The sequence below is a fragment of the Bacteroides sp. AM44-19 genome, assembly GCF_003603395.1.
GTDB classification, from domain to species: Bacteria; Bacteroidota; Bacteroidia; order Bacteroidales; family Bacteroidaceae; genus Bacteroides; species Bacteroides uniformis.
Genome location: NZ_QTNB01000003.1, coordinates 19161 through 44176 on the forward strand (window position 1 = coordinate 19161; position 25016 = coordinate 44176).

25 protein-coding genes and 1 riboswitch are annotated in these 25016 nt (G+C 45.1%); of the genes, 5 read left to right on the plus strand and 20 right to left on the minus strand.

Annotated elements, in window-relative coordinates; all coding sequences use genetic code 11:
* Window positions 1-86: 86 nt before the first annotated feature.
* From DW947_RS06655 to DW947_RS06665, 3 genes are all read right to left on the minus strand, one after another.
* Window positions 87-1478 (minus strand): integrase, encoded by a 1392-nt coding sequence (locus tag DW947_RS06655; protein WP_118940854.1) that lies wholly within the window; start codon window positions 1476-1478, stop codon window positions 87-89.
* A 509-nt stretch (window positions 1479-1987) separates the two neighbouring features.
* Window positions 1988-2947, minus strand: a complete 960-nt coding sequence (locus DW947_RS06660; RefSeq protein ID WP_016273733.1) for an alpha/beta hydrolase family protein — start codon at window positions 2945-2947, stop codon at window positions 1988-1990.
* Window positions 2948-3258: 311 nt separating this feature from the next.
* Entirely contained in the window at window positions 3259-3492 is a 234-nt protein-coding gene (locus tag DW947_RS06665) for a YecH family metal-binding protein (protein ID WP_117962470.1), read from the minus strand.
* A 209-nt stretch (window positions 3493-3701) separates the two neighbouring features.
* Here DW947_RS06665 and DW947_RS06670 point away from each other — a divergent pair, with 209 nt between their 5' ends.
* Window positions 3702-4415 carry a hypothetical protein gene (locus DW947_RS06670; protein WP_008664631.1) on the plus strand — a complete coding sequence of 238 codons (714 nt, stop codon included), beginning with the start codon at window positions 3702-3704 and terminating at the stop codon, window positions 4413-4415.
* A gap of 70 nt (window positions 4416-4485) precedes the next feature.
* Here the strand turns inward: DW947_RS06670 and DW947_RS06675 are convergent, their stop codons facing one another.
* From DW947_RS06675 to DW947_RS06685, 3 genes are read right to left on the minus strand one after another with little or no spacing between them, the layout of a single operon-like run.
* On the minus strand, window positions 4486-6495 hold the full coding sequence (locus tag DW947_RS06675; protein WP_117962472.1) for an alpha amylase C-terminal domain-containing protein: 2010 nt from the start codon (window positions 6493-6495) through the stop codon (window positions 4486-4488).
* A 31-nt stretch (window positions 6496-6526) separates the two neighbouring features.
* Window positions 6527-6973: a YhcH/YjgK/YiaL family protein gene (locus tag DW947_RS06680; RefSeq protein ID WP_005825575.1), complete on the minus strand. Its 447-nt coding sequence runs from the start codon at window positions 6971-6973 to the stop codon at window positions 6527-6529.
* 34 nt (window positions 6974-7007) lie between these two features.
* The gene (locus DW947_RS06685) at window positions 7008-7673 is read right to left on the minus strand and encodes a DUF2461 domain-containing protein (protein ID WP_005825574.1); all 666 of its coding nucleotides are present in this window, start codon (window positions 7671-7673) and stop codon (window positions 7008-7010) included.
* Window positions 7674-8007: 334 nt separating this feature from the next.
* On the opposite strand from DW947_RS06685, the gene DW947_RS06690 reads away from it, so the two are divergent.
* The gene (locus DW947_RS06690) at window positions 8008-8238 is read left to right on the plus strand and encodes a DUF6965 family protein (protein WP_005825572.1); all 231 of its coding nucleotides are present in this window, start codon (window positions 8008-8010) and stop codon (window positions 8236-8238) included.
* Between the two features lie 104 nt (window positions 8239-8342).
* On the opposite strand, the gene DW947_RS06695 is transcribed toward DW947_RS06690, so the two are convergent.
* From DW947_RS06695 to DW947_RS06710, 4 genes are all read right to left on the minus strand, one after another.
* Complete coding sequence (locus DW947_RS06695) at window positions 8343-10040, minus strand: alpha-amylase family protein (protein ID WP_005825570.1); 1698 nt, start codon at window positions 10038-10040, stop codon at window positions 8343-8345.
* Window positions 10041-10072: 32 nt separating this feature from the next.
* The gene (locus tag DW947_RS06700) at window positions 10073-10882 is read right to left on the minus strand and encodes a patatin-like phospholipase family protein (protein WP_005825568.1); all 810 of its coding nucleotides are present in this window, start codon (window positions 10880-10882) and stop codon (window positions 10073-10075) included.
* 285 nt (window positions 10883-11167) lie between these two features.
* A complete protein-coding gene (locus DW947_RS06705) occupies window positions 11168-11677 on the minus strand; it encodes a hypothetical protein (protein WP_035448493.1) in 510 nt (169 codons plus the stop codon).
* 64 nt (window positions 11678-11741) lie between these two features.
* The gene (locus tag DW947_RS06710) at window positions 11742-12863 is read right to left on the minus strand and encodes a DUF362 domain-containing protein (protein ID WP_005837094.1); all 1122 of its coding nucleotides are present in this window, start codon (window positions 12861-12863) and stop codon (window positions 11742-11744) included.
* A gap of 168 nt (window positions 12864-13031) precedes the next feature.
* Here DW947_RS06710 and DW947_RS06715 point away from each other — a divergent pair, with 168 nt between their 5' ends.
* Window positions 13032-13679, plus strand: a complete 648-nt coding sequence (locus tag DW947_RS06715; protein ID WP_117962474.1) for a DUF4476 domain-containing protein — start codon at window positions 13032-13034, stop codon at window positions 13677-13679.
* Window positions 13680-13701: 22 nt separating this feature from the next.
* Here the strand turns inward: DW947_RS06715 and thiD are convergent, their stop codons facing one another.
* The 10 genes from thiD to fabD form a co-directional block, all read right to left on the minus strand.
* Window positions 13702-14523: a bifunctional hydroxymethylpyrimidine kinase/phosphomethylpyrimidine kinase gene (gene thiD, locus DW947_RS06720; RefSeq protein ID WP_117962476.1), complete on the minus strand. Its 822-nt coding sequence runs from the start codon at window positions 14521-14523 to the stop codon at window positions 13702-13704.
* A 7-nt stretch (window positions 14524-14530) separates the two neighbouring features.
* On the minus strand, window positions 14531-15142 hold the full coding sequence (locus tag DW947_RS06725) for a thiamine phosphate synthase (protein ID WP_117962478.1): 612 nt from the start codon (window positions 15140-15142) through the stop codon (window positions 14531-14533).
* A gap of 18 nt (window positions 15143-15160) precedes the next feature.
* Window positions 15161-15856: a HesA/MoeB/ThiF family protein gene (locus DW947_RS06730; RefSeq protein ID WP_117962480.1), complete on the minus strand. Its 696-nt coding sequence runs from the start codon at window positions 15854-15856 to the stop codon at window positions 15161-15163.
* Between the two features lie 35 nt (window positions 15857-15891).
* Window positions 15892-17025, minus strand: coding sequence for a 2-iminoacetate synthase ThiH (gene thiH, locus DW947_RS06735; RefSeq protein WP_057087566.1), 1134 nt, complete (start codon window positions 17023-17025; stop codon window positions 15892-15894).
* A gap of 20 nt (window positions 17026-17045) precedes the next feature.
* Window positions 17046-18728: a phosphomethylpyrimidine synthase ThiC gene (gene thiC / locus DW947_RS06740; protein ID WP_008664608.1), complete on the minus strand. Its 1683-nt coding sequence runs from the start codon at window positions 18726-18728 to the stop codon at window positions 17046-17048.
* Between the two features lie 164 nt (window positions 18729-18892).
* Window positions 18893-19672, minus strand: a complete 780-nt coding sequence (locus tag DW947_RS06745) for a thiazole synthase (RefSeq protein WP_035448505.1) — start codon at window positions 19670-19672, stop codon at window positions 18893-18895.
* Between the two features lie 23 nt (window positions 19673-19695).
* A complete protein-coding gene (locus tag DW947_RS06750) occupies window positions 19696-20346 on the minus strand; it encodes a thiamine phosphate synthase (RefSeq protein ID WP_117962482.1) in 651 nt (216 codons plus the stop codon).
* A gap of 5 nt (window positions 20347-20351) precedes the next feature.
* Window positions 20352-20549 carry a sulfur carrier protein ThiS gene (gene thiS / locus DW947_RS06755; RefSeq protein WP_005837106.1) on the minus strand — a complete coding sequence of 66 codons (198 nt, stop codon included), beginning with the start codon at window positions 20547-20549 and terminating at the stop codon, window positions 20352-20354.
* Between the two features lie 69 nt (window positions 20550-20618).
* A riboswitch (TPP riboswitch) is annotated at window positions 20619-20709 on the minus strand.
* A 74-nt stretch (window positions 20710-20783) separates the two neighbouring features.
* Window positions 20784-21326, minus strand: coding sequence for a hypothetical protein (locus DW947_RS06760; RefSeq protein WP_044467742.1), 543 nt, complete (start codon window positions 21324-21326; stop codon window positions 20784-20786).
* 107 nt (window positions 21327-21433) lie between these two features.
* A complete protein-coding gene (fabD, locus tag DW947_RS06765) occupies window positions 21434-22321 on the minus strand; it encodes an ACP S-malonyltransferase (RefSeq protein ID WP_005825542.1) in 888 nt (295 codons plus the stop codon).
* A gap of 398 nt (window positions 22322-22719) precedes the next feature.
* Here fabD and DW947_RS06775 point away from each other — a divergent pair, with 398 nt between their 5' ends.
* Together DW947_RS06775 and DW947_RS06780 are read left to right on the plus strand one after the other, a co-directional pair.
* Window positions 22720-23451 (plus strand): NUDIX hydrolase, encoded by a 732-nt coding sequence (locus DW947_RS06775; protein WP_005825541.1) that lies wholly within the window; start codon window positions 22720-22722, stop codon window positions 23449-23451.
* A gap of 47 nt (window positions 23452-23498) precedes the next feature.
* On the plus strand, window positions 23499-24977 hold the full coding sequence (locus DW947_RS06780; RefSeq protein ID WP_005825540.1) for a xylulokinase: 1479 nt from the start codon (window positions 23499-23501) through the stop codon (window positions 24975-24977).
* Window positions 24978-25016 lie beyond the last annotated feature (39 nt).

A 25016-nucleotide genomic window follows, 5' to 3' on the forward strand; every position in this document is an offset into this window, starting at 1 on the left:
TCTTTTTCAGTAAAAAATCCCCGTAGCTGCTCAACTACGGGGATGGTGTCAAATAACAGAGTATCAATATGAGATACTAAGTGAGCCTATTCCATTACAGATAAATCATTGTCAACTTCATACTGGTTACAGCCAAAAGCCGCACACATTAAAATAAAACGTTCTTTTATACCTAATCCAGTATATCTGTCTACGGCTCCACTGCCTTTTGCATGAAGTCCTGCTGCGTATTTATCTATCTGAACTTTATTCATTAAATCTACATGAGTTTTACGGGCAAGTTTACTGCTTGCAATCTCATATATGGATTTGTACTCATTTGTTTCCAATGCCGCACTAAACATTGCCACTTTCCGGCTAATCTCACAGTATTCAAGTAGTTTTTTTATTTGATAATTGTACCCGGTTTCACCATTGCCATCAGGATAATAGGGTAACAAAGCATTGCTTGGTAGCCTACCTTTATACTTCATAATAATATCATAAGCAATACGAATGATGGGAGTTTTTATCTCAGTGCGTATAAGTCCATCCTTGTGTGTTTTTTGAGGTAAATAATGAATGTAAGGTATTCCTTCTTCAATGCTGATATTATCAAAAGTGAATCGTCTGAAATCACCTATACGGCAACCGAAACAACATTGAACAACGAATACATCTTTTACTCGCTGCAATGTTTCGGGACATTCTTTGTGGACAACTTCATTGAATTCTGTTTTGGTGAGAAAGAAAGGCTCGTCATATTGTTGCTTCATAATGGACTCTTTTTCTTTTCCTATCTTGCGGAAAGGAGATACGGGAATAACATCATTACTTTCAAGCTCCACCATAAATGCTTGTAACAATAAAAGTTTCTCAGCAATTGTATTCTGGCTTCTTTCCTTTGATGGCGTATTCCGCTTATTCATTTCTGCGTACAGTTCTGGAAATTTTTCAACCAGAGTGTATTCTCTGCGTAGAAAATCACGAAAATTTAGAATATGTTCCTTGTTGAATTTATTGACCGGCAACCCGTCAATGCCATTGATAATGAGGAATCGAGTCAGTTCCCTTATCACTACATCGTAATGTTTCTTTCTGCCGGGACCTATTACACCTGCATTTAGCCATCCGTCAACATAGCGTTGGAACATACTACACATGGATTCCTCTTCACTGCTGATGTTGTATTTTTCAGGATGTAAGTGCTGGTCTATTAAGATTTCCAGTTTTTCACTGGTTAATTCTTTGTTGCTCCCATAAATGGATAAAATTAGATTCTTCCGTTCTTCAATAGATGTGTTAAATGATGTTCTTATGTCTAACTTTATAATACTTTTAGCCTTGTATTTTTCAGTCTTGGCATCCCAAAGAGTAGGAGAGACCATAATATCTGATTTGTGGAATAACTGTACATTGCGTCCATCAGATAATCGAAATCTGACATTTACCTCTTTATCTTTCTTCCCAGTTCTTATAAATGCTTTTACTGTAGTCATATATTCTCTGTTATATCGGTTGTGCAAATATACATAAATTGCACAACTCAGTTCAAATATTGCACAACATAATGCAATGGTATGCAATATAATATTTTTATATAACTCTGATTTTTAATATAATGTTATATGTATTGGTTTTATAGTATTTTATATTCCGAATCGCAACGGAATCACAAGGAAAAAACCGCAAATGGCTAATAAAAAGCTTTTGCGGTTTTCTTGTTTTAGAATTAGAAAATGTCCGCATTTTGTCAGCATAGGTTGTAATGGGAAACAAATTGGAGTATTTGGTTTACATTGCAGGCAAGATTTATTTGCGATACCTGGAGAAAAAATTATCAATCCAACGGACTAGATATACTATAATAACTCCGGCTATGACCATACTGATAATACGTACCAACATAATTTATAGAATTAAAGATTTGTTTTTATAGAATAATAATGTGCAAAGATAATTGATTGGTGGAGAAACAAAAACTCTGGAAAGGATATAAAGATAGGAATTAACGCATATTTTCACGGATATAATCTTCTATTGTAAAATCACTCTTATATCTAGATATTTCCGGATTCTTCTCTACAGTCGTAATGCAACGTTTTTCTTTACCAAGTACCAACCGGTTTAGGAAGCTCAGGATGTCATGACGATTATCCTTCATAGGAGAATAGGATAGGGAATGTCCTATACCTTCCGCTATATAGAAATAGTATGCTGTCTCTTTTTCTTTCAGTTGCATACAGATAAAGTTTGAGCCCCATAGCCCCATTTCCTCTACTACTGCCTTAGTAAAAGGAACCGTGCTGTCGGCATCACCATGGAACAACATAAGAGGACAAGGGGACATTATCCATTTTGGAATACCATTGGCACAGATTGCTCCAGAAAAGGAAATGACCCCTGCATAATTGAAATTGGCAGGTAATCTGTCCGCAAAAGCCGTTTGATTGCAAATCTCATACTCTGCTTGAAGGGCAGTTATCGCACCTGCACTCGAACCGCAAGCTATAATTTGTGCAGGATTTATTTGCCATTCTACACTATGCTCAATTATATAATTTGTAGCATCACCAAAATCTTCTACAGCACAAGTGATTGCTTGTTGCAGGGCAGAAGAGAATCCTTGCAAGTCCGAATACTCCGATTTATCTATATCCTTTAATTGGGTACGGTAATCTGTTGATACTACCACATAGCCGGCTCGTGCCCAAAAATGAAAATAAGAAATGTAATCGGGATTATCTCTTCTCCCGCCTTTGAAACCTCCCCCAAATGCAAAAAGAATGACGGGCTTTGATTGTGTCCCTTGTATTTGATCAATCATTACATACTTGTCCAGTTTCAGAGTATCAGCCTTTTTGATGGCAAAAGTATATGTTTGCTTGTCAATATGCTGTGCATGCACAACAGTAGCTATACTCAATAATGAGCATGCCATCAAGATAAAAATAAAGCGTTTTCCCATATTCAGTTTATTCTATTAATGCTGCGTGGATTATCTGACCTACAAAGATAGAATAAAACTATAACTAAAAAGGGGAAAGATGACATTTAGACATAAAAAAAGGCTATCTATCCCAGACAGCCAATCTTTTTTATTAACCTTAAATCTAATACTATGAAAAACACAGTACAAAGATACGTACTTGCAGGAGATATCCAAATTTTAGCGGGTAATCAGCGGATATTATAACATGGTTTAGTAGAATATTATTTCCGTTAACTATTAACATAAATAATATTCAATTTAACAGAAGAAGGAATTAATATTCCTCATCAGTGATTGCAAACTTTAGTCATGTCCACTGTAAATCCACCATTGGCGGGTATAAATTTTCCTTTTCTTTTAAGAAATTCTATCAGGGTATCTACATCCATATTGTTGGCAGAGCAGGTGAAAAAACGCTGCTGCTCGCTGAATTTTTGGATAATGGCTTCTCTCAATGATAACTCAGTATAACTATTACCTTCCATCATGTGAAGGACTTCATGTGCATGTAATTGTTCCATAATCTTTTTTTGTGGCAAAGATAATATGATATTCTAAGTATAAGTGTAACATATGTGACAAAGTCCAACACACATATCCGGATATTTGCTTTTACGTAAAATAACACTTGTTACGACTATGCTAAAAACCTCAAAAAAAGTAAAAAGGTTTTGCTTCTATACCATTGTAAACTAACTTTGGGAATCAACTTTTAAATGAATTAAAGCATATGAAAAAATTAATCTTATCTATTGCACTATGTTGTGCAGCTACGAATTTCTTTGCGCAGAATGCTGACCCTGCCCAGTTGGTCAACGATGGTAAGGCTGCTCTTGAAGCTAAAAATTACCAGGAAGCTTACACAAAATTTAGTACTTATCTGACACAAACAAACAACCAAGATTCCGTAATTGCATATAACTGTGGCGTTTGTGCCGATAAGATAAAGAAACCTGCCGAAGCTTTGAAGTATTTTGATATTGCTGTACAGAAAAAGTATAACCTGGCAAATGCTTATATAGGTAAAGCCGGTGCTTTGAAAGATTTGAAGAAAAATGATGAGTATGTTGCCACTTTAAAGGAAGGGCTGGAAGCAAATCCCGGTAATAAGACATTGACTAAATTGTATGCCACTTATTACGTAAATCAAGGTATCATGGCGCAGAAAGCCAAAAAGATGGATGCAGCCGAAGAAGCATTTAAACAAGCCATAGCTATCCAAGCAGATAATGTAAATGCACTTAACAGTCTGGGTTCTTTGTATTATAGTAAGGGTGCCAATACCATGAAAACAGATGTAGAAAAAGCAAAAGTTGAATTCAAGGAAGCCAAAGAATATTTGGATAAACTTATTCCATTGCTCTCTGCGGACAAACCAGCTCAAAAGAAGATGATGGATAATGCAAAAACGATGTTGAACTTCATCGACAGTCAATTGAAATAAAAGACTCCTATATAAAAAAAGAGGCAAATATCAATTCAGATATCTGCCTCTTTTTTGTGTTATGAAATGACTATTTAGCTCTTCTCAGTACAACAGCTGTACGTGCCGGTATGTAAAGCTTCAGCCACTCCTTCTTGTCTTTTTTGTAAAGCGGGTCGTGAATGGTAAAATGTTTGATGGTATCATCCGTCAAACCATTACCGCCATAATCTGGATTATCTGTATTCAAAATAACTTCATAAGTTCCGGCAGGAACCAAGAAACCGTAATCAGTAAAAGACTGCTTAGGGTTGAAGTTGAATACAAAAATCAAGTCCTTGCGCATATAGGCCAATACCTGGTCACCGTCATTATGCCATATTTCTTGGACCGGAGTAGCCTGGAAGTTCTTTATGCTTTTTACAACTCCCAACATGGCAGCATCAAAGTCACCCATATAATGATATGCCAGATTCTTGTTGTCCACCAAATTCCATTGGCGGCGGGCATATTTACAAGACCAACCGTTACCTTCACGGGGGAAGTCAATCCATTCCGGATGTCCGAATTCATTGCCCATAAAGTTAAGATAACCGCCATTGATAGTAGTCGCAGTCAGTAAACGTATCATTTTATGGAGAGAAATGCCTCGATTTACGGTATAGTTCTCGTCTCCTTTCTGCATGTGCCAGTACATATCCGCATCAATCAAGCGGAAAATGATGGTTTTATCGCCCACCAAGGCTTGGTCATGGCTTTCCGCATAGGAGATGGTCTTTTCATCTTTGCGGCGGTTGGTCACTTCCCAGAACATGCTGGATGGCTTCCAGTCTTCATCTATTTTCTCCTTGATTGTCTTAATCCAATAATCGGGAATATTCATGGCCATACGGTAATCAAATCCGTAGCCGCCATCTTCATATTTTGCCGCCAGTCCGGGCATTCCCGATACTTCTTCGGCAATGGTGATGGCTTTGGCATTGACCTGATGGATAAGCCGGTTGGCAAGTGTCAGATAACAAATGGCATTGTCGTCTTGATGTCCGTTGAAGTAATCTCCATAATTACAGAATGCTTCTCCCAAACCATGACTATAATATAACATGGAGGTTACTCCGTCAAAGCGGAAGCCGTCGAAATGATATTCTTCCAGCCAGAATTTACAGTTAGACAGCAGGAAGTGAATAACTTCGTTCTTGCCGTAATCAAAGCAAAGCGAATCCCAAGCCGGATGTTCCCGACGTCCACCGGGATAGAAATATTGATTAGGATCACCGGCAAAGTTACCCAAGCCTTCGACTTCATTCTTCACAGCGTGTGAATGGACAATATCCATGATAACGGCAATCCCCATGCTATGGGCTGTATCAATCAGTTCTTTCAGTTCTTCCGGAGTACCAAAACGGGAAGAAGCGGCAAAGAAACTGGAAACATGGTATCCGAAGCTACCATAATAGGGATGTTCCTGGATAGCCATAATCTGTATGCAGTTGTAGCCTTCTTGGGCGATACGTGGAAGAATCTTTTCCTGAAATTCCTTATAGCTACCGACCTTTTCCTCCTGCTGAGACATACCGATATGGCATTCATATATCAATAAAGGATCTGTAGATGGCTTGAAAACCCGCTTTTTCATTTTATAGGGTTTCTCCGGAGCCCAAACCTGGGCACTGAATATTTTAGTCTGTTCGTCTTGTACGACACGTGTAGCCCATGCAGGAATGCGTTCACCGCAACCACCGTCCCAATGTACCATCAGCTTGTACAAGTCACCGTGTTTCACGGCATCAGCAGGAAGCTTGATTTCCCAATTACCGTTTGCTTTACGCTTCAAGCTATATTTTTTTTCTTCTTTCCAATCGTTAAAAGTTCCGACCATAAAGATTTGGGTTGCGTTAGGCGCCCATTCACGGAAAACCCAACCATCGTCAGTACGATGCAGGCCGAAATAGAGGTATCCGGATGCAAAATCAGACAAGGTTAGTTTTCCTTTGTTGGTCAATTCCGATTCTTTGTCTATGGCATGTTGATGACGTCCGTTGATGGCATCGGCAAAAGGTTCCAGCCATGGGTCATTCTTGATTAAATTCAATGTTTCCATAAAGAGGATGAGTTTTGGATATTTGATAAATTTACGCTTTAACTTTCACAATTATTTTTTTTACACCGTCAGGGGTAATACCCGGAGCATGCCCGTCCTGAGGGAAAAAGATAGCAAACATTCCGGGCTTCACTGCAATATAGTCCTCCGCCAGTCCTTCAAAAAAAGTGATGTCTTTTTCCGCATTGTAAGGAGCATCAACCGGAAGGCAGTCTTGGGCGGCGGTATAACCCATTATCTCCGTACCGGACAAGGGTATTTGAATGTCAATATAGTCTTTATGGGTTTCCAGTTTGGCATTTTCTTTTTCTTTTGGGTTTGTCTGCGCCACGTTGACCAGCAAGTCCTTTCCTTTCAGTTCGGTCTTGCCGATTTCCAAAGAGTGCAAGTCATGTGATTTTAAAAAATCAATGGCCTGCTCAAATAGAGGATGCAGCAAAGTATATTTTTCTATGTTTTCAAGTCTGTCTATAACCATAATTCAAATGTTTTAAGTTAGTTATATAGGTAAATTATTCAAAGTCGTCTATGGTGTAATTCACAAAATCAGAAAAACGCTTCATCTGCTTGAAGATGTCGTCTGTACGATCCAAAAAGTCTGGAGCAAGAAAGAAGCTGTCCGGCTGGCAGCAGGCAACCGTATACTCTTTACACTGAAGGTATTTCAGATAGGGATAGTCCTTTGGAAATCCTTTTGGAGCTGTTTTTAGAAAATTCTCTCCGATGACGGGAAAGTATTGCTTGAAAGCAGGATCTTCCACTATACTGCGAAATTCATCTATATTGTCGTATACCGCTTGTCGCAGAGCTCTTAACAAGGGCGGGGGAGGACAATAACTTCCACCGGCCAACAAGCAGTTTCCCGGTTCCAGATGCACGTAATAGCCACAATGGTCGGATTTCTTTCCTTTCGCATTGATATATCCTCCCAGATGTGTCTTGTAGGGAGTTTTATCTTCGGAAAAGCGTGTATCACGATAAATACGGTATGTACAGTCCTTTGCTTCTATACCACGGATGCTTTCATCAAATAAAGAGATACGGGAGATAATTACTGTAAGCAAGTTTTCAAACTCGCTGCGGGCGACTTCATACTGTTCCCGGTGAGAATTGAACCATTCACGATTGTTGTTTGCAGACAGTTCTTTCAAAAATTGAAATATAACAGGGATATTCATATCATATTCTTTCCTTATTATCTGCCAAATTTACGGATAATATTTCTAACATGCTACAAAGAAGGGTAAAAAAAAGCATCGGCTCTGGTAAACCGATGCTCCTTACACATTTATCAATCAAACAGACGCTTCTGTTTTTGATGTACTTACTTATCACAAGCGGGTACGTCTCTTTTAATTAATCTTATATCTAATACTATGAAAAACACATTTATATAACACAACAAATTGGAATTTTGTTCATGCAGATGAGGATAACTTTAGCATAAAAAATGGGTGGGTCATTTTATTCTGCATCCGGTTTGCACTATCTTTGCAAGAAAATATGTAGAATATGGCCGAATATAAATTTGATGAAGATAGCGTTAAAGCGCTGATAGATTGGGCAAAGAGCACATCTTTCCCTCAAAGTGTAACATTGTCTGATGCTGAGAACATAGTGGATGTGAAACGTTTTGTGCAAGCTAACCTGAGTGACATAGATGCACATTATCCTGATGATTTTTATAATCCTGCCATCACGCGGCTATATCGGCTGAAGGAATATATGGAAGAGAACAAATAAAGACTTGGCACTGATTATGCGGAAAACCACGAAGCGATTAAGAAATCCGTGTTGTTCTGCATAATCAGTGCCAAATCTAATAAATCACCAGAGTTGTGACTCCGTTATAGCTTTATCTTAAGTATCTTTCCTCCATATCCTTCGACGGCCACATTAGTAGCCTTATAGGGAAGCAGACTTATGTTTTCTTCTTTTCCGCTGAGCAGCTCCGTAGCTTTGTACTGGTCCATCTGCGGTATTTGCAGGAAGTCAAAAGCATGAGAAGGAATATTTATGGCAAGGTCTGCCGAGATATGGTCGAAGTTCACGACGAACAGCAGCAGGTCTCTCTCAAATTTGCGCAGGAATGTATATTGCTTATGTTCATTAAAGCGCCATCCGTTGACATTGGCATACATCAAATCGAAGAAAGCCCCCTGAGAGATGGCCTTTTCTTCATTGCAAAGAGTCAGTAGCCGTTTATAAATGCTGTATAGGTGTTTCTGGTCCTCCGTCAGCATCTTGCCGTCGAACTTGCCGCCATTGCGCCAACGGCGGATAGTATCTACACTCCAATAGTCAAAGATGGTTGTACGTCCGTCCCGGCCGCTGAAACCTTCACTATCCATGCCCAGCTCACCAAACTCCTGACCGAAATAAATCATCATCGGATTGGTGTTCATGCAAGCTGACACAATGAGTGCCGGAATCGCCTTGCGTGGGTTACTGGCAAAAAAGTCGGAAGCGATACGTTGCTCGTCATGGTTTTCCAGAAAGTTCAGCATGCGTTTTTCTATACCTCCCAGACTTTGCCAAGAGCGGGTGATGGCAGTTGCCGATTCATACCCGCAAGTAACAGCCCGCAAGGTATCATAAAGTCCTACTTTGTCGTATAAATAATCAAACTTGCCACGGAACAAGTAATTCTTGTATTCTCCCGGGTTGTAGACTTCGGCTATAAACAGCAGAGAGGGATATTGTTCCTTGACCTGCGGAATTGCCCATTCCCAGAACTCTACGGGAACCATCTCGGCCATATCGCAACGGAAACCGTCTATGTTCTTTCCCGCCCAGAACAGCATGATATCCAGCATCTTGGTCCATGTGTCGGGAATGGGGTCGAAATGGCAAGTCCCGCCGTTCTGGTAATCCACTCCATAATTCAACTTTATAGTTTCGTACCAATCGGTGATGTTTGGATAAGCATCAAAACGGTTGTTTCCGGTAGCTTTTGCCGGAAACTCCCTATAAGGTTCGGCGGCTGCACCTTTCATGTCAAATTGGCCATGCAGTTCCGATTTCGGGATATAATAGAAGTTATTATATGGGCTGAACGCATAATTGGTATCATCGTTTGAACCCAGTTGTGAAGTGCCATCCGGCTGGGCATCCGAGTGATATTGACGGGCTACGTGGTTGGGAACAAAATCTATGATAACCTTCAGACCGCTACGGTGAGTGCGCTGCACCAGATTCTCAAACTCTCTCATACGCTCCGGTACGTCCTTGGCGAGATCCGGGTCGACATCATAGTAGTCCTTGATGGCATAGGGAGATCCGGCTTTACCTTTCACTATGGCCGGATGGTCGGGTTGGATATTGTGACGGCGGTAGTCAGTTTGCGTAGCATGCTCGATGATGCCCGTGTACCATATATGTGTAGCGCCAAGCTTCTTGATTTCTCCCAACGCCTTGGCTGTAAAGTCGGCCATCTTGCCGCATCCATTTTCAGTGATGCTGCCATTATTGATGCAGTGGTTATTGTTGTTTCCGAATAGTCGGGTGAACACTTGATAAATAATCAATTTGTTTTCGTCGTTCATTTCTTTGTTTTCTATGTTATAGAATGGTTATTTTATTCTTTCCAAATGCTGCCTTTGTCAATGAGCAGGCGTTCCAATATATCATTGGTCGTATTATATCCCTGCATGAATATCTCCTCCGCCTTTTCCAGCTCTGTATTGCTGTATCCTTCCAAGTTATAAGGTTCTATCAGCAAATCAGCCTTCTCGCGTTCAGGAAAAGAGTTGGAGCGGAACATAAAATTATAGGAACGTAAGGCAATGCTCACAATGTTCATTTTATACTTGGTTGCCATCAGAGGACTGACATTCACGGCAATCACTTTTTCGCATATACGGCGGAGGGTAGAGACAGGCAGGTTCATCAGCAGGCCTCCGTCCACGTAATGGGTGCCGTCTATATTGACCGGGGCAAACAATACCGGCATGCAACACGAAGCTGCTACGCGTTCGGCGATGTCCCCTTTATGGAAATGTACCAGACGTCCGTGGTCCAGGTCAGTAGCTGTAATAATCAGAGGGATTTGCAGTTCTTCCAGTTTCTTGGATTTCAGATTGCTTTTCAGGAAATCGATGAATTCTCCCAATTCAAACAATCCGACTTTGGGAATCACCAGTTTGGTCAGGTCCTGAAACTTGTGCCCGGCAAAGTAGTCAAGAACTTTATGCGGTTCATTGCCGTCGGCGTAGAATACCCCGGCCAAGGCTCCGGCGCTGACTCCGGAAAGTATATTGGGCTTTATGTCATGTTCCAATAAGGATTGCATGGCACCCAAATGGGCAAAGCCTTTGATGAAACCGCCGCTTAAGGCAAAACCTATTGGATATTTTTTAGTGAACCAGTTGTTCGTTACTACTTCCATGTTGAAAATATGATATATTGTTCGGCACGAAATTAATGATTTTATTGTAGGGAGAAAGGAAAATAGCGGAAAAAAGTTCAAAGTATTAAGAGAAAAGTCTTCTCTATTAAGGAGAAAGTTTTTCTTAGTTAGGGAAAAAGTTTTTATCAGTTAAGAAAAAACTTTGTTTATGGTTTGCGGATGTCTATCCCAAGCCTTGGGATAGACATCCGCAAACTGGGGATATGTATCCGCAGTGTGCGAACAAAGTTTTAGGATTAAGGGATACTGTTTGAGAATATACGTTTATTTCTTTGCGATTGCTTTCAGCAGTGCATATCCTCCAAACCACTGAATCAGCATGCCCGGAATGCCCATACGGAAATCTTGCACTGCCAAAAAGAAATTACCGCACAGTGCCCATTCAAAGGCCGTACCGATAATTTGATAGGAGAGGATTACACCCAGCAATGCCAATAAAGAGATATTCTTGGCATAGCGTGCAGCAAGAGCGGCGGTTCCGGCCAGCAGACCGGACTTTATAAGTATGGCCGGCAACACGGCTGCTGCAGGCATGGCAAAAAGCAGATGATTGATGACCGGAGACAAGAGAGCCGTCAGCAGACCTACCTTGAAACCATATTTATAAGCAGCTATCAGTGTAAAGAAATAGATGGGAAGCAACGTCGGACCGCCTGCTGGGACCAGATGGCAGAGTTGCGGCAAGGCGATGTTTCCTGCCACGAACAGCAGGACGAATAGATAGGTCTTTACGTTGCCGAAAGGCAAAGAATAAAGTTTTGCAGATGTTTCCATTTGTATAATATTATAGTTGATAAATCTATTTTTATTATGACTGTTTAAAACTGAAAAGGTTTAATCAAATCTTCACCAATTCATATTCCATGGTTCCCAATCCTATTTTCTCGGCATGGCGCAATCCGGCAAGCCAGTCCGTGTCGGGGTGCATCAAGTGGAACTTGTCGCATCCACACAAGTCGTCGTGCTCGTGTGCCGTGGCAAGGCAATTGTTACCATGCAGTATCGGGGCTTGGATGACCATATCTGCACATGCCTTGTCCAGTGCAACCGGGTCTGCCGAAGCCAGAATGCCGAGGTCGGGCACGATGGCGGCATCGTTGTGGTTCCAGCAGTCGCATTCGGGAGATACGTTCATGATGAAGCTGATGTGGAAATGGGGCTTGCCCATAACGACAGCGAGGGCATATTCCGCAATCTTGTAGTTCAGGCGCTCGGAGGTATCTTCGGCTCCCATCACGGCACCGTCGTGCTGGCAGAGGGCTACGCACTGTCCGCAACCTACGCATTTGGTGTAGTCTATTTCTGCCTTGCGGCTGGTATTGAGGTGCACAGCGTCGTGTGCGCAGTGCTTCACGCAGATGTTGCAGCCTATGCAGCTTTCTACGTCAATCTTGGGTTGCGAGGCGCAGTGCAGTTCCAGCTTTCCGCCTACACTGGCACATCCCATGCCCAGATTCTTCAAAGCACCGCCGAAGCCGGCTTGTTCGTGTCCCTTGAAGTGGTTCATACTGATTACAATATCGGCGTCGGCTATCGCTGTACCGATTTTGGGTGCCGGACAATATTCTCCGTTCAGAGGGATTTCGCGGTAGTCCGTTCCCTTCAGTCCGTCGCCGATGATGACCTGGCACTGGGCCGAAATGGGGTTGAACCCATTCTCCATCGCGCTTTGCAAGTGGTCTACGGCATTGGCGCGACGACCGGAATACAGTGTGTTGCAGTCCGTCAGGAAAGGTTTGGCTCCCAGGCTGCGGAGCAGGGTTGCCATTCGAGCTGCATAATTGGGACGCAAGTATGCCAGATTGCCGGGTTCGCCGAAATGGATTTTGATGGCAGCAAAGCTATCCTTCAAAGGGAGTTGCTCGATGCCTGCCCGTTTCAGCAAGCGTTCCATTTTATCCAAAAGATTGGATGTAGGGGAAGTACGCAAGTCAGAGTAGTATACTTTTGCTTTTTCCATGTGTTTTACCTGTTTATAGTGATAGTATCTGCAAAAATAACGGATTATTTCCATATTAATAGGTATATGGCTAAAAAAAGTAGGGAAATCCCTTTTGACAAATAGGGGGATAATAAGAGGTCTATCCATGTTTCTGCCTACCTTTGTGGCAACTAAAAACTCGATAAGATGAAAACAATCAGACTAATTATTGCGGGACTGGTAATGACGATGGGATTCAGCAGTTGTTCCAGCTTGTTTTATGATGCTAAGGTAGATGTGTTGAACAGTATCCAGAAGGGGATGAGCAGGCAGGAGGTCACCAAGATATTGGGAACTCCAGAGTATCGCCGCTTCGACCGGGATATAGAAGAATGGGAATATTCCAGAGTGCTGTCCAGTAAAAGTAATATCACCCGAACTCAGATTGTCGTGACTTTTGAAGGTGGGAGAGTCGTTGCAATGGACTCATTCTCCGGAGAGCCACGTACGTTGCCGGTTGTTCCCAGTGAAGTAGTGATAGATTCTCCAGCTCCGGTTTATGTCAGGGGGATGCACCCCGAAGACTTCCGGCATTTTTATGAAAAAGTGAAGTCCCGCCCTTTCAAGGATGATCAAATCGAAATGATGAGAACTGTTGCCCGAAACAACAGTCTGAACTGTGTGCAATGTGCCAGTTTGATGGCACTATATACTTTTGATGACGACAAGATGAAAGTCCTCAACATATTCGCTCCCAATATCGTAGATCCGGAAAACTACGAAGCGATTTTAGACGTCATTGATTCACTGTTCAAGAAAGACGATGCCAAGAAAATTCTGGGCATACGCTATTAAGAAGCAGGCTTGTCGGAACGCATTATAAGGGAAAGTGCCATAACGGACCGTTCCCGTGCCCTATATTCATGTCTTTCCCCCGGTTTATCGCAGTACCGATATACTCTTTAGCCTTGCAGACCGCTTCATCGAGTTTGTTGCCACCGGCAAGAAATGTAGCTATGGCAGAGGAAAGGGTACACCCCGTGCCGTGCAGGTTACGGCTCTCTATTTTGGGGTTGGAATAGAGGATGCATCCGGATGGCAGGATGTCAGCCCCGGCAGAAGGTTGCCGGCAATAAAGCACGTCGCACATGTCATTATCCTCTAGATGTCCGCCTTTGACGAGAATAGCGGTGTTGTATCTGCAGGATAATTCCTGTGCCGCTTGTCGCATCTCCACAGTACCGGTAATGGTTTGCCCCCAAAGCAGGCTTGCTTCATTCAGGTTGGGAGTAATGAGGGTGCATAGCGGAAACAGTTCCGTCTTAATGACTTGTATGGTTTCTTCGGTCATCAGTCGCCGTCCGCTGGTCGATATCATGACGGGGTCATAGACTATACACTCCGGAGTATATGTCTGAAGACAATCGACAATGGCGGTCACAATACCGGCATCATATACCATACCTATCTTGACGGCATCCGGCCTTAAATCATCCATAACAGAGGCGATTTGTGCCTTAACCATATCCGCAGGTATCGGATAAACCGATTGTACTCCCAGTGTGTTTTGTGCAGTAACAGCCGTGATGACGGAAGCGGCATAACCTCCCAAAGCGGAAATGGTCTTTATGTCTGCTTGTATGCCTGCACCGCCCGAACAGTCGGAACCGGCAATGGAAAGGATAATAGGGGGAAGCATGAGATAATTAGAAATTAAAAATTAAAGAGGGGGGGGAGGAGAGCTGTTTCAGGTGGAGGAAGTGGGGGATGAAATCTTCCTTCGCTTGCTGCCAGATGTCTCCTAGCAGGACGGCACCTCCGAAACCTAAAGCGGCTATTTCCGGAAGATGCTCCAGGCTGATGCCACCCAATGCCATGACGTTGGAATCGATGATACCTGCTTGCTGTGCTTTCTTCAAGGTATCGCAGGAGTAAGCGGAAGAGTAGCCTTCTTTGGATATACTGTCATAAATGGGACTGAGGAACACATAGCTACAATCTGATTTATGTTTCAACACTTCTTCAAGAGAGTGGCAGGAACAACTGATGTGTCCCTTATATCCGAACGGTATCTGCGGATTGCGCCCGTTCAGATGAATTCCTTTCAGACCGAAAACGGATGCCAGCTGGAATTGCTCATGCGTGACAATGCGCGGCATATATTCCATCGGCAACTGCCGCAGGAAATACTCCATCTCCTCTGCCGAAGCTCCCGGCTTGCGCAGGTGGAGTATTTCCAAACCGTTTTGGAATAAGGAGGTAACTGCCGCTGCTTCTCCTTCAAAGAATTGCGGCGTGGTAATGACTATCAGTTTCATATCTTTATGGATGTTTGTCTATAATGAGAGAATATACGACTGCATGGTTCTTAAATCAATCGTCCATAGCTTTCCTGCCAAGGGGTCACCGTAGCCGCAAATCAGTTTCAACACTTCATTGGCTTCTACGCTACCCACAATGGCAGGGGTTACGCCGATAACCGATTTGTCCGGAGATGGCATGAGCAGTGTCCCTTCTTCATCCGGATAGAGGTCACGATAGTTTTTTGCACCCTCACCGTAGCAGAAGACGGACACTTGGCCTTCAAAGCCTTGAATGGCACCATAAACGTAGGGCTTGCCCCAAGCGTTGCATACGTCATTCAGCAAGTAGCGGGTAGCGAAGTTATCGCATCCGTCTACCACTATATCGTAGTTCCTTATCAGTTCTCCGGCATTCTTCTTGTCCAGACGGAAGGGGTATACTTCCACGTTTACATCGCTGTTCAACCCCTGCACTCTACGGGCGCCACATAGAGGTTTAGGCTGCCCAAGGTCAGCTTCAGCATACAGAACCTGACGTTGAAGATTACTGATGCTGACCTGGTCATCGTCCACCAATCCCAGCGTTCCGACTCCTGCTCCCGCCAGATAGAGGGCAATGGGAGAACCCAATCCTCCCACACCGACTATCAACACCTTGGCATTACGCAGTTTCTCTTGTCCGGCTTCGCCTATTTCAGGGAGGGACGTTTGTCTGGCATATCGGTTCATTTGTTCATTATTATTAAGGTTCTGTATTCGGCCACTCATCTCTTGAAAGCCTTCAAATCAAAACTCGCATCCCAATCTTTCCACACTGGTTCGCGCCCCAGGCGTTTCAATGCTTTGTCCACTTCCACAGCCTTGCGCTCGTCGCTGACATGAAACTGTTCCAGTGTTTGCGGATAGCTGTAATATCCTCCCGGTTCGGTCTTGCTTTCGGCGCTCATGGTTGTCACACCGAGTGTTGCCATATGGTCGCGTATATCGGCAGGCTCGCGGGTGGAGTAGGAGATGTCTACATCATGGTCGAAGATGCGCATGGCGAAAGTGACTTGTGCCAGTTCGCGGTCGCTCATGATGACATTGGGCTGGAAGCCGCCGTTCTCCGAAGGACGCATACGGGGGAAGTTGACGCTGTATTTCGTTTGCCAATAATGTTTCTGGAGATAGCGCAGGTGATAAGCCATCATGGTGATGTCTGTCCGCCATTCTTTCTCCAGACCGATGAGCACTCCCATGCCGATGGAATGGACGCCTGCCTGCCCCATGCGGTCGAAACCATTGACACGCCATTCGAATTTGGACTTCATGCCACGGGGGTGGTAGATGTTGTAATTCGACTTGTGGTAGGTTTCTTGAAAACAAATCACGCCATTCATGCCGTGTTCTTTCAGCGTTGCATACTCTTCCGTTTTTAAGGGCATCACTTCTATTTTCAGATTGCTGAAGTAGGGTTTTGCCAGGTCCAGTGCACGGGCTATGTAGGGCACGCCTGCTTTGGCCGGATTTTCTCCCGTCACCAACAGCAAATTCTCGAAAGGTGCCAGCTTCTTGATGGCCTTGTATTCGTTCACGATTTCTTCTTCCGTCAGTATGGTACGCGGCATGGGGTTGCTGATATGGAAACCGCAATACACGCAAGAGTTGGTGCAGGAATTCGTGATGTAAAGAGGCACGAACATGGAGATGGTTTTCCCGAATCGTGCCTCGGTGTATTTCTTGCTCAATCGTGCCATCGTCTCCAGATAGGGGGCAGCGGTGGGTGAGATGAGGGCCATGAAGTCCTCTACATTACAATGTTCTTTGGAGAGGGCACGGCGTACATCCGCATCTGTCTTGGCATGGATGCGTGCCGTGGTTTCCTCCCAGGATATATGTTCTAATTCGTCTGAAAACATAGTGCTCTATCAATTCCCATTTATTTCTTTTTTAATTCTCTCGACAACCGCATCGCACAGAAGTTCGGTCCGCACATCGTGCAATACTCCCCATCCACATGCTTCCCTGCATGAAAATAGCTGAACGCACGTTCCGGGTCGAGCGACAAGTCAAACTGGTCTTTCCAGCGGAATTCATAACGTGCTTTGCTCAGTGCATTGTCACGCACTTGTGCTCCGGGATGCCCTTTTGCCAGGTCGGCGGCATGGGCGGCTATCTTATAGGTGATGACACCTACACGCACATCCTCCTTATCGGGCAGTGCCAGATGCTCTTTGGGGGTGACATAACAGAGCATGGCCGTACCCAGCCAACCTATCTGTGCCGCGCCGATGGCAGACGTAATATGGTCGTAACCCGGTGCGATATCCGTCACGATGGGGCCGAGCGTATAGAAAGGCGCATCGTGGCATTTTTCTATCTGGCGCTCCATATTCTCCTTAATCTTGTGCATGGGCACGTGGCCGGGACCTTCGATGAAAGCCTGCACATTCTTGTCCCAAGCACGCAGCACAAGCTCGCCCATCGTGTCGAGTTCTGCAAACTGCGCTTCATCGTTGGCATCGTGCGTAGACCCCGGACGCAGCCCGTCTCCCAAAGAGATGGCAACGTCATACTGTGCCAGAATGTCGCAAATGTCATCAAAGTGTTCGTAAAGGAAACTCTCGCGGTCGTGCACCAGGCACCATTTGCTCATGATGCTGCCGCCACGGCTCACGATACCGCACAACCTTTTCTCGGCCAGATGCACATTATGGCGGCGTATACCGGCATGGATGGTGAAGTAGTCCACTCCCTGCTCGCATTGTTCAATCAAGGTGTCGCGGTAGATTTCCCAGGTGAGGTCTTCCACCTTGCCGTTCACTTTCTCCAATGCCTGGTAGATGGGGACAGTGCCCACGGGAACGGGACAGTTGCGGATAATCCATTCGCGCGTTTCGTGTATGTTCTCGCCCGTGGAGAGGTCCATCAGCGTGTCGCCGCCCCATTTGCAGCTCCACAATGCTTTCTCTACCTCTTCTTCGATGCCCGAGGTGGTGGCGGAGTTTCCGATATTGGTATTTATCTTCACCAGGAAGTTACGGCCTATAATCATCGGCTCTGCTTCGGGATGGTTGATGTTGGCAGGAAGCAGGGCGCGTCCGGCAGCAATCTCCTGGCGTACAAATTCCGGTGTGATGTGCGTCTCTATTCCCAGCTCCGCGCAGTTCATGTTCTCGCGAATCGCCACATACTCCATTTCAGGCGTGATGATGCCTTGTTTGGCATAGTACATCTGTGTGCAGCATTTTCCTTGAAGGGCGCGGTAGGGCAGGGTGATATGCTCAAAGCGCAGAGAGTCGAGCGACCGGTCGTCGCGGCGCATGCGCCCGTACTCCGACGTTATTTCGGAAAGCTGCTCCACATCGCCGCGTTTCAGTATCCACGGCTCGCGCAGACGGGGCAGCCCTTTCTTCAAATCCACTTCGACGGCAGGGTCGCTGAACGGTCCGCTGGTATCATACACATACACTTCCGGATTCGGAGTAAGTACCTTTTCTCCATCAACGAAGTTCGTACTGGGCACTTGCTCCACCTTGCGCATAGCTACGCGCAATTCGGGAAACAAGGTGCCCGGCAAATATACTTTCTCGGAACGGGGGAATTTTATCTTCTGGTTCATTTTTCTTTAGGTTTTGTTATGTAGAGATTTACGATTAGACAATTTACGATTTACGATTGGAGTTTGTATTGTTAAACAACCTCTCTCAACCGGTAGGTTTATGATTGCATGAGTAACTTCAATCGTAAATCGTAAATTGTCTAATCGTAAATCTCCCTGTTTTGTCATTTTTCATTCAAGAAAGCCGTCAGCGGTGAGCTGGCTTCCGCAACAAAATTATCTGCCTGTATGCCCAGACCTGCTTCGTATGCCATGCGTCCCGCCTCTACAGCCTGCTTGAACGCTACCGCCATGGTCACGGGGTCGCCCGCCACTGCAATGGCTGTATTCACCAGGCAAGCCGAAGCGCCCATTTCCATAGCCTCTGCCGCATGGCTCGGGGCACCGATACCGGCATCCACCACTACGGGGATATTGGCTTGCTCAATGATTATTCTCAGGAAATCCCTTGTCTGTAGTCCTTTGTTTGTACCGATAGGAGCACCCAGCGGCATGACGGTGGCGGCACCGGCTTCTTCCAGCCTCTTGCACAGTGTGGGGTCGGCCTGGCAATAGGGCAGTACCACAAATCCTAACTTGACCAGTTCTTCCGTGGCTTTCAGCGTCTCTACAGAATCGGGCAACAGATAGCGGGGGTCGGGGTGTATCTCCAGTTTCAGCCAGTTCGTGCCGAAAGCTTCACGCGCCATCTGTGCAGCAAAAACAGCTTCTTCGGCATTGCGCACGCCGGAGGTGTTGGGCAGAAGCTGGATACCGGGATGCTGTATGTGTACCAGCATATTGTCTTCCTTGTTGTCCAGTTCAATGCGTTTCATGGCTACCGTCACCATTTCTGTGCCGGATGCCAGGATAGACTGCTCCATCACTTCATCGGAATTGAACTTTCCGGTTCCTAAAAACAGACGGGAGTTGAACTCACGTCCCGCAATCACTAATTTTTCCATATCAGTCGTCATATATTAATTCTTTATTTTTCATTCTCCATTAAAGAAATGATTCTTTTCATTTCATCTGCCGGACTATCGGCATGCAGTACCGTGCCCGAAAGGGCAATCCCGCTTACCCCCGTCTGCATAACGGCTGGAATATCCGCTATGGTTATTCCACCGATGGCTACTATCGGAAGGTGTATATCCTTCTCCTGCATCCGGTGGATGATAGCTGTATATCCTTCCAGTCCCAATATCGGACTCAGATTCTTCTTGGTAGTGGTGTAGCGGAAGGGGCCGCAGCCTATGTAGTCGGCACCGGCTTTGTAGTGTTGCAGTACATCCTCAAAGGTATTTGCCGTGCCGCCTATAATGTACTCCGCGCCCAGAATCCGGCGTGCTTCGGCTATGGGCATGTCTTTCTTGCCCAGGTGCACGCCGTCGGCATGCAGCTTTCGCGCCAGTTCCACATGGTCGTCAATGATGAAGGTGGCACCGTATTGCCGGCAAAGGGCCTGCACTTCCAAAGCTACGGGTTCTATCGTTTCCACCGGGGTGTCTTTCATGCGCAGTTGCACCCAGCGGCAACCGCCCTCAAGAGCCATGCGTGCAGCATCCAGATACGAATATCGTTCCGTATAGTGCGTGATGAACTGCATTCCTCCGTTTTTCAGTCTCTCGTCCTTCATCTTCCTCACCCTCCGCAAGCTGCTTTGATAATGATGATGGGCATGTATTCCCTCAGGATGCATTTTGTCCATTCCGTGCGAAGTACAATACGGTTGTCTACGGCCACGGCAATGCCTTGCATCGGTAGGGCAAGTTCCTCGATAAGTTGTGAAAGGGTAGTGGCGCCGGTTTTCACTTCCTTGTTGTTGACCAATACTTTCATTTTTCTGTTCATTAAGAAATAAAACAATGGAAGTAAATACAAAGAAGCGTCTTTACGGCAAGTTCAGTGAAGAAAGAAATATCCAATTCCTACGGCAGTACTAACTGCATCAGGTTCGAGGGTATAATCTCAGCCCGTCGGGGCACCCCTTTGTCTTTACGGCAACAAAGGTAAGGGAAAATCGGAAATAAAAAACAAAAGAACGTACTTTTTATTTCAGTGATTACTTTTTGTTTACTCGCGCCCCTTTGTGGCACGTATCTTTTTCAGCGTATTCCGAACAGTGGTTCTGACTCCAGTTGAATAAAAATCAAGCTCTGTATTTTCTAGTATCAGTTGCAATTCCTGCAGCAGTTCCGGCTCCTTCCTGCAAAGCAGATAGGCTATTCTGATGGAAAGGGCTTGCACTCCTATGCTTTCTTGCGGAGATAGCATGTGGTCCAGGCAGTAATTCAGCAAATCGACGGAGATTGGAGTAGGGATGGGAATATTATACAGTATAGATAATAAGAGACGTTTGGAACCGTCGTGCGTGCAGTCTATCAGCCGTTGAATGATTTCATCGTACAGTAGGATGAACCAGTCGGGATGGATTTCGCTCAATTTCTCGCATACCCATATTGCCCGCCATGACACCGTCTGTTTTTCATCGTATGTCAATCGGTATATATCTTCAAAATACTCGGGGCAGAGGCATACCTCTTGTACCAGAGAGTCTATCGATAACTTATGAATAGGTACTGCCAAGGTATTTCTGAACTCCGTAATCTTTTCCATATATCCCATTTTGTTGTGAGTGGCAAATATAAAGGAAATGGCCTACTAAAACAAGAAAGGCTGTCTATTTGAAGAAAGACAGCCTTGAAAATATTCTATTTAAGGAATTATGCAATCCCGTGAGCCGTAGCTTCCGGTGCAATCTTCTTGATAAGACCTTGCAGCACTGCACCAGGACCGCACTCTGTGAAGTCCGTAGCACCATCGGCAACCATGTTCTTCACTGTTTGCGTCCAACGTACCGATGCTGTCAGCTGAGCCACCAGGTTCTTCTTGATTTCTACCGGGTCAGTATGAGGCATAGCGTCTACATTCTGATATACGGGGCACTTCGGAGCATGGATTTCTGTTGCATTGATGGCTGCTTCCAGTTCAACTTTGGCAGGGTTCATCAGCGGAGAGTGGAACGCACCGCCTACCTTCAACGGCAGAGCACGCTTTGCACCTGCAGCCTTCATCAGTTCGCAAGCCTTGTTGATACCTTCTATGGAACCGGAAATTACAATCTGTCCCGGGCAGTTATAGTTGGCTGCCACGCAAACTTCACCTTCAGCACTTACTTGAGCGCAGATTTCCTCAACCTTTTCATCCGGCAGGGCAATAATGGCTGCCATAGTGGAGGGCTGTGCCTCGCAAGCCTTTTGCATAGCCATGGCACGGGCATACACCAGTTTCAGACCATCTTCAAAGCTCAGTGCACCGGCAGCAACCAAGGCAGAGAACTCGCCCAATGAGTGACCGGCGGTCATCTCCGGCTTAAAGTCATCGCCCATGCAGAGGGCGGAAATAACGGAATGAAGGAACACGGCAGGTTGGGTAACTTTAGTCTGGCGCAGGTCTTCATCTGTTCCGTTGAACATAATATCAGTAATACGATACCCGAGGATATCATTTGCTTTCTCAAAAAGTTCCTTGGCTAATGCCGAATTTTCGTACAGGTCCTTTCCCATGCCAACGAATTGGGCACCTTGACCCGGAAATACAAATGCTTTCATATTTACTCGTTTTTTAGTGTTTAAATAAAAAGTGCTGCAAAGGTAGAGGTTTTTCTGATATTCACCGCACAAACGGATGTTTTTTGTGCAATGCCCTTACTTTAAGGAGGGAAGCTAAAATACAATATGTATGCTTGGGCCTTCTGTGGTATCCGGAGGCTGAAATACTTATAAATGAAACACTTTCTCCTTATTGTACTTCCTACAATTAGACCTCTTGTATATTCTTGTAAATTACATATTGTATTCCATACGATAACAACTGAAAATGATATTGTATAAAGTAAGATATGTATTCAGTTGAAAAATAATGCTTTATAATATTATAAAAATATTCTTTTCCTTTATTGCAAATTAGAAAAACCTATTTATATTTGCAGCGCTTAACGAGATATATTATGCAAAACATAGAACAAAAAACGCCGTTGGCAAACAATCATATCTCTGTGGACTGTGTAGTGATTGGTTTTGACGGAGAACAGCTAAAGGTTCTGCTGATTAAGCGTGCAGGAGAGGAAGAAGGAGAAATCTTTCATGATATGAAGCTTCCCGGAAGTTTGATTTACATGGATGAGGATTTGGATGAAGCTGCCAAACGGGTGTTGAATGAATTGACGGGGCTGAAGAACGTCAATCTGATGCAATTCAAGGCATTCGGCTCAAAAAACCGTACGAAGGACCCCAGAGATGTACATTGGCTGGAACGTGCCATGCAGTCCAAGGTAGAGCGTATTGTCACCATAGCCTATCTTTCCCTGGTGAAGATAGACCGCGCATTGAACCGTGATTTGGACAATTATCAAGCTAGTTGGGTAGCCATGCCGGATATAAAGGCTCTGGCATTCGACCACAACCTGATTATCAAGGAAGCCATTACCTATGTCCGTCAGTACGTCGAGTTCAACCCGTCTTCACTGTTCGACTTGTTGCCGCGTAAGTTCACCGCATCCCAGCTTCGCACTTTGTACGAACTGGTGTATGACAAGCAGTACGACGTACGCAATTTCCATAAAAAAATTGCCTTGATGGAGTATGTCGTCCCCCTGGAAGAAAAACAGCAGGGCGTGGCCCACCGGGCGGCACGCTACTACCGTTTCGACAAAAAGATATACAATAAAATCCGACGGTAGCCGGATTGTAAATTCTTCATATCACTTTCATTTTAATATTGATAGAAATGTATTTATTAGGTTATGACATCGGCAGCTCGTCTGTAAAAGCGAGTCTGGTAAATGCGGAAAGCGGCAAGTGTGTATCGTCTGCCTTCTTCCCCAAGACTGAAGCGGAAATTATCGCAGTGAAGCCCGGCTGGGCAGAGCAAGACCCCGGAAACTGGTGGGAAAACTTGAAACTGGCCACACAAGCGGTATTGGCAGAATCCGGAGTAAACGCAGAAGACATCAAGGCGATCGGTATCTCTTATCAGATGCATGGCTTGGTATGTGTAGATAAAAACCAGCAGGTGTTGCGTCCTGCCATTATCTGGTGCGACTCCAGAGCCGTGCCCTACGGACAAAAGGCTTTCGAAACATTGGGAGAGGAGACTTGCCTTTCACATCTGCTGAATTCTCCGGGCAACTTCACGGCCTCCAAACTGGCTTGGATTAAGGAGAATGAGCCTTCCGTTTACGAAAAGATTCATAAGATAATGCTGCCGGGCGACTATATCGCCATGAAGTTGAGCGGTACCATCTGTACCACGGTGTCCGGTTTGTCCGAAGGGATGTTCTGGGATTTCAAGAACAACCGGGTTGCCGACTTTCTGATGGACTATTATGGATTCGACTCCTCTCTGATTGCCGACATCAAACCGACTTTCTCCGAGCAGGGACGTGTCAATGCTGCTGCAGCCGCAGAGCTGGGTCTGAAAGAAGGTACGCCTATCACTTACCGTGCCGGCGACCAGCCCAACAATGCCCTTTCCCTGAATGTATTCAATCCGGGTGAAATTGCTTCTACCGCCGGAACGTCCGGCGTGGTATACGGCGTGAACGGTGAGGTGAACTACGACCCCAAGTCACGTGTCAACACCTTTGCACACGTCAACCATGCTGCCGGGCAAACCCGTCTGGGTGTTCTGCTGTGCATCAATGGTACGGGCATTCTCAATTCATGGGTAAAACGCACCGTTGCTCCCGAAGGTATCTCCTACAGCGATATGAATCTGCTGGCGGCGCAAGCTCCCATCGGCAGTGCCGGTATCAGTATCCTGCCCTTTGGAAACGGTGCGGAGCGTATGCTGGAGAACAAGGAAATAGGCTGCTCCATTCATGGCATCAACTTCAACCAGCACGGCAAACAGCATATCATCCGTGCAGCGCAGGAAGGCATCGTTTTTTCCTTTAAATATGGAATCGACATCATGGAACAAATGGGCATTCCCGTGCAGAAAATTCATGCAGGCAAGGCTAATATGTTCCTCAGCCCGCTGTTCCGCGAGACATTGGCCGGTGTGACGGGAGCTGTCATCGAACTGTATGATACCGACGGCTCTGTAGGTGCCGCCAAAGGCGCCGGAATCGGTGTGGGCATATACAAGGACAACAACGAAGCATTTGCCACGCTTGAGAAGCTCGAGGTGATAGAGCCGAAAGTGGCAGACCGCCAGGCTTATGCCGACGCATATGCGCGCTGGAAACACTGGGTAATGTGCTAATGTGCACATTAAAACGTTAGCACGTTAAAACAATAAATT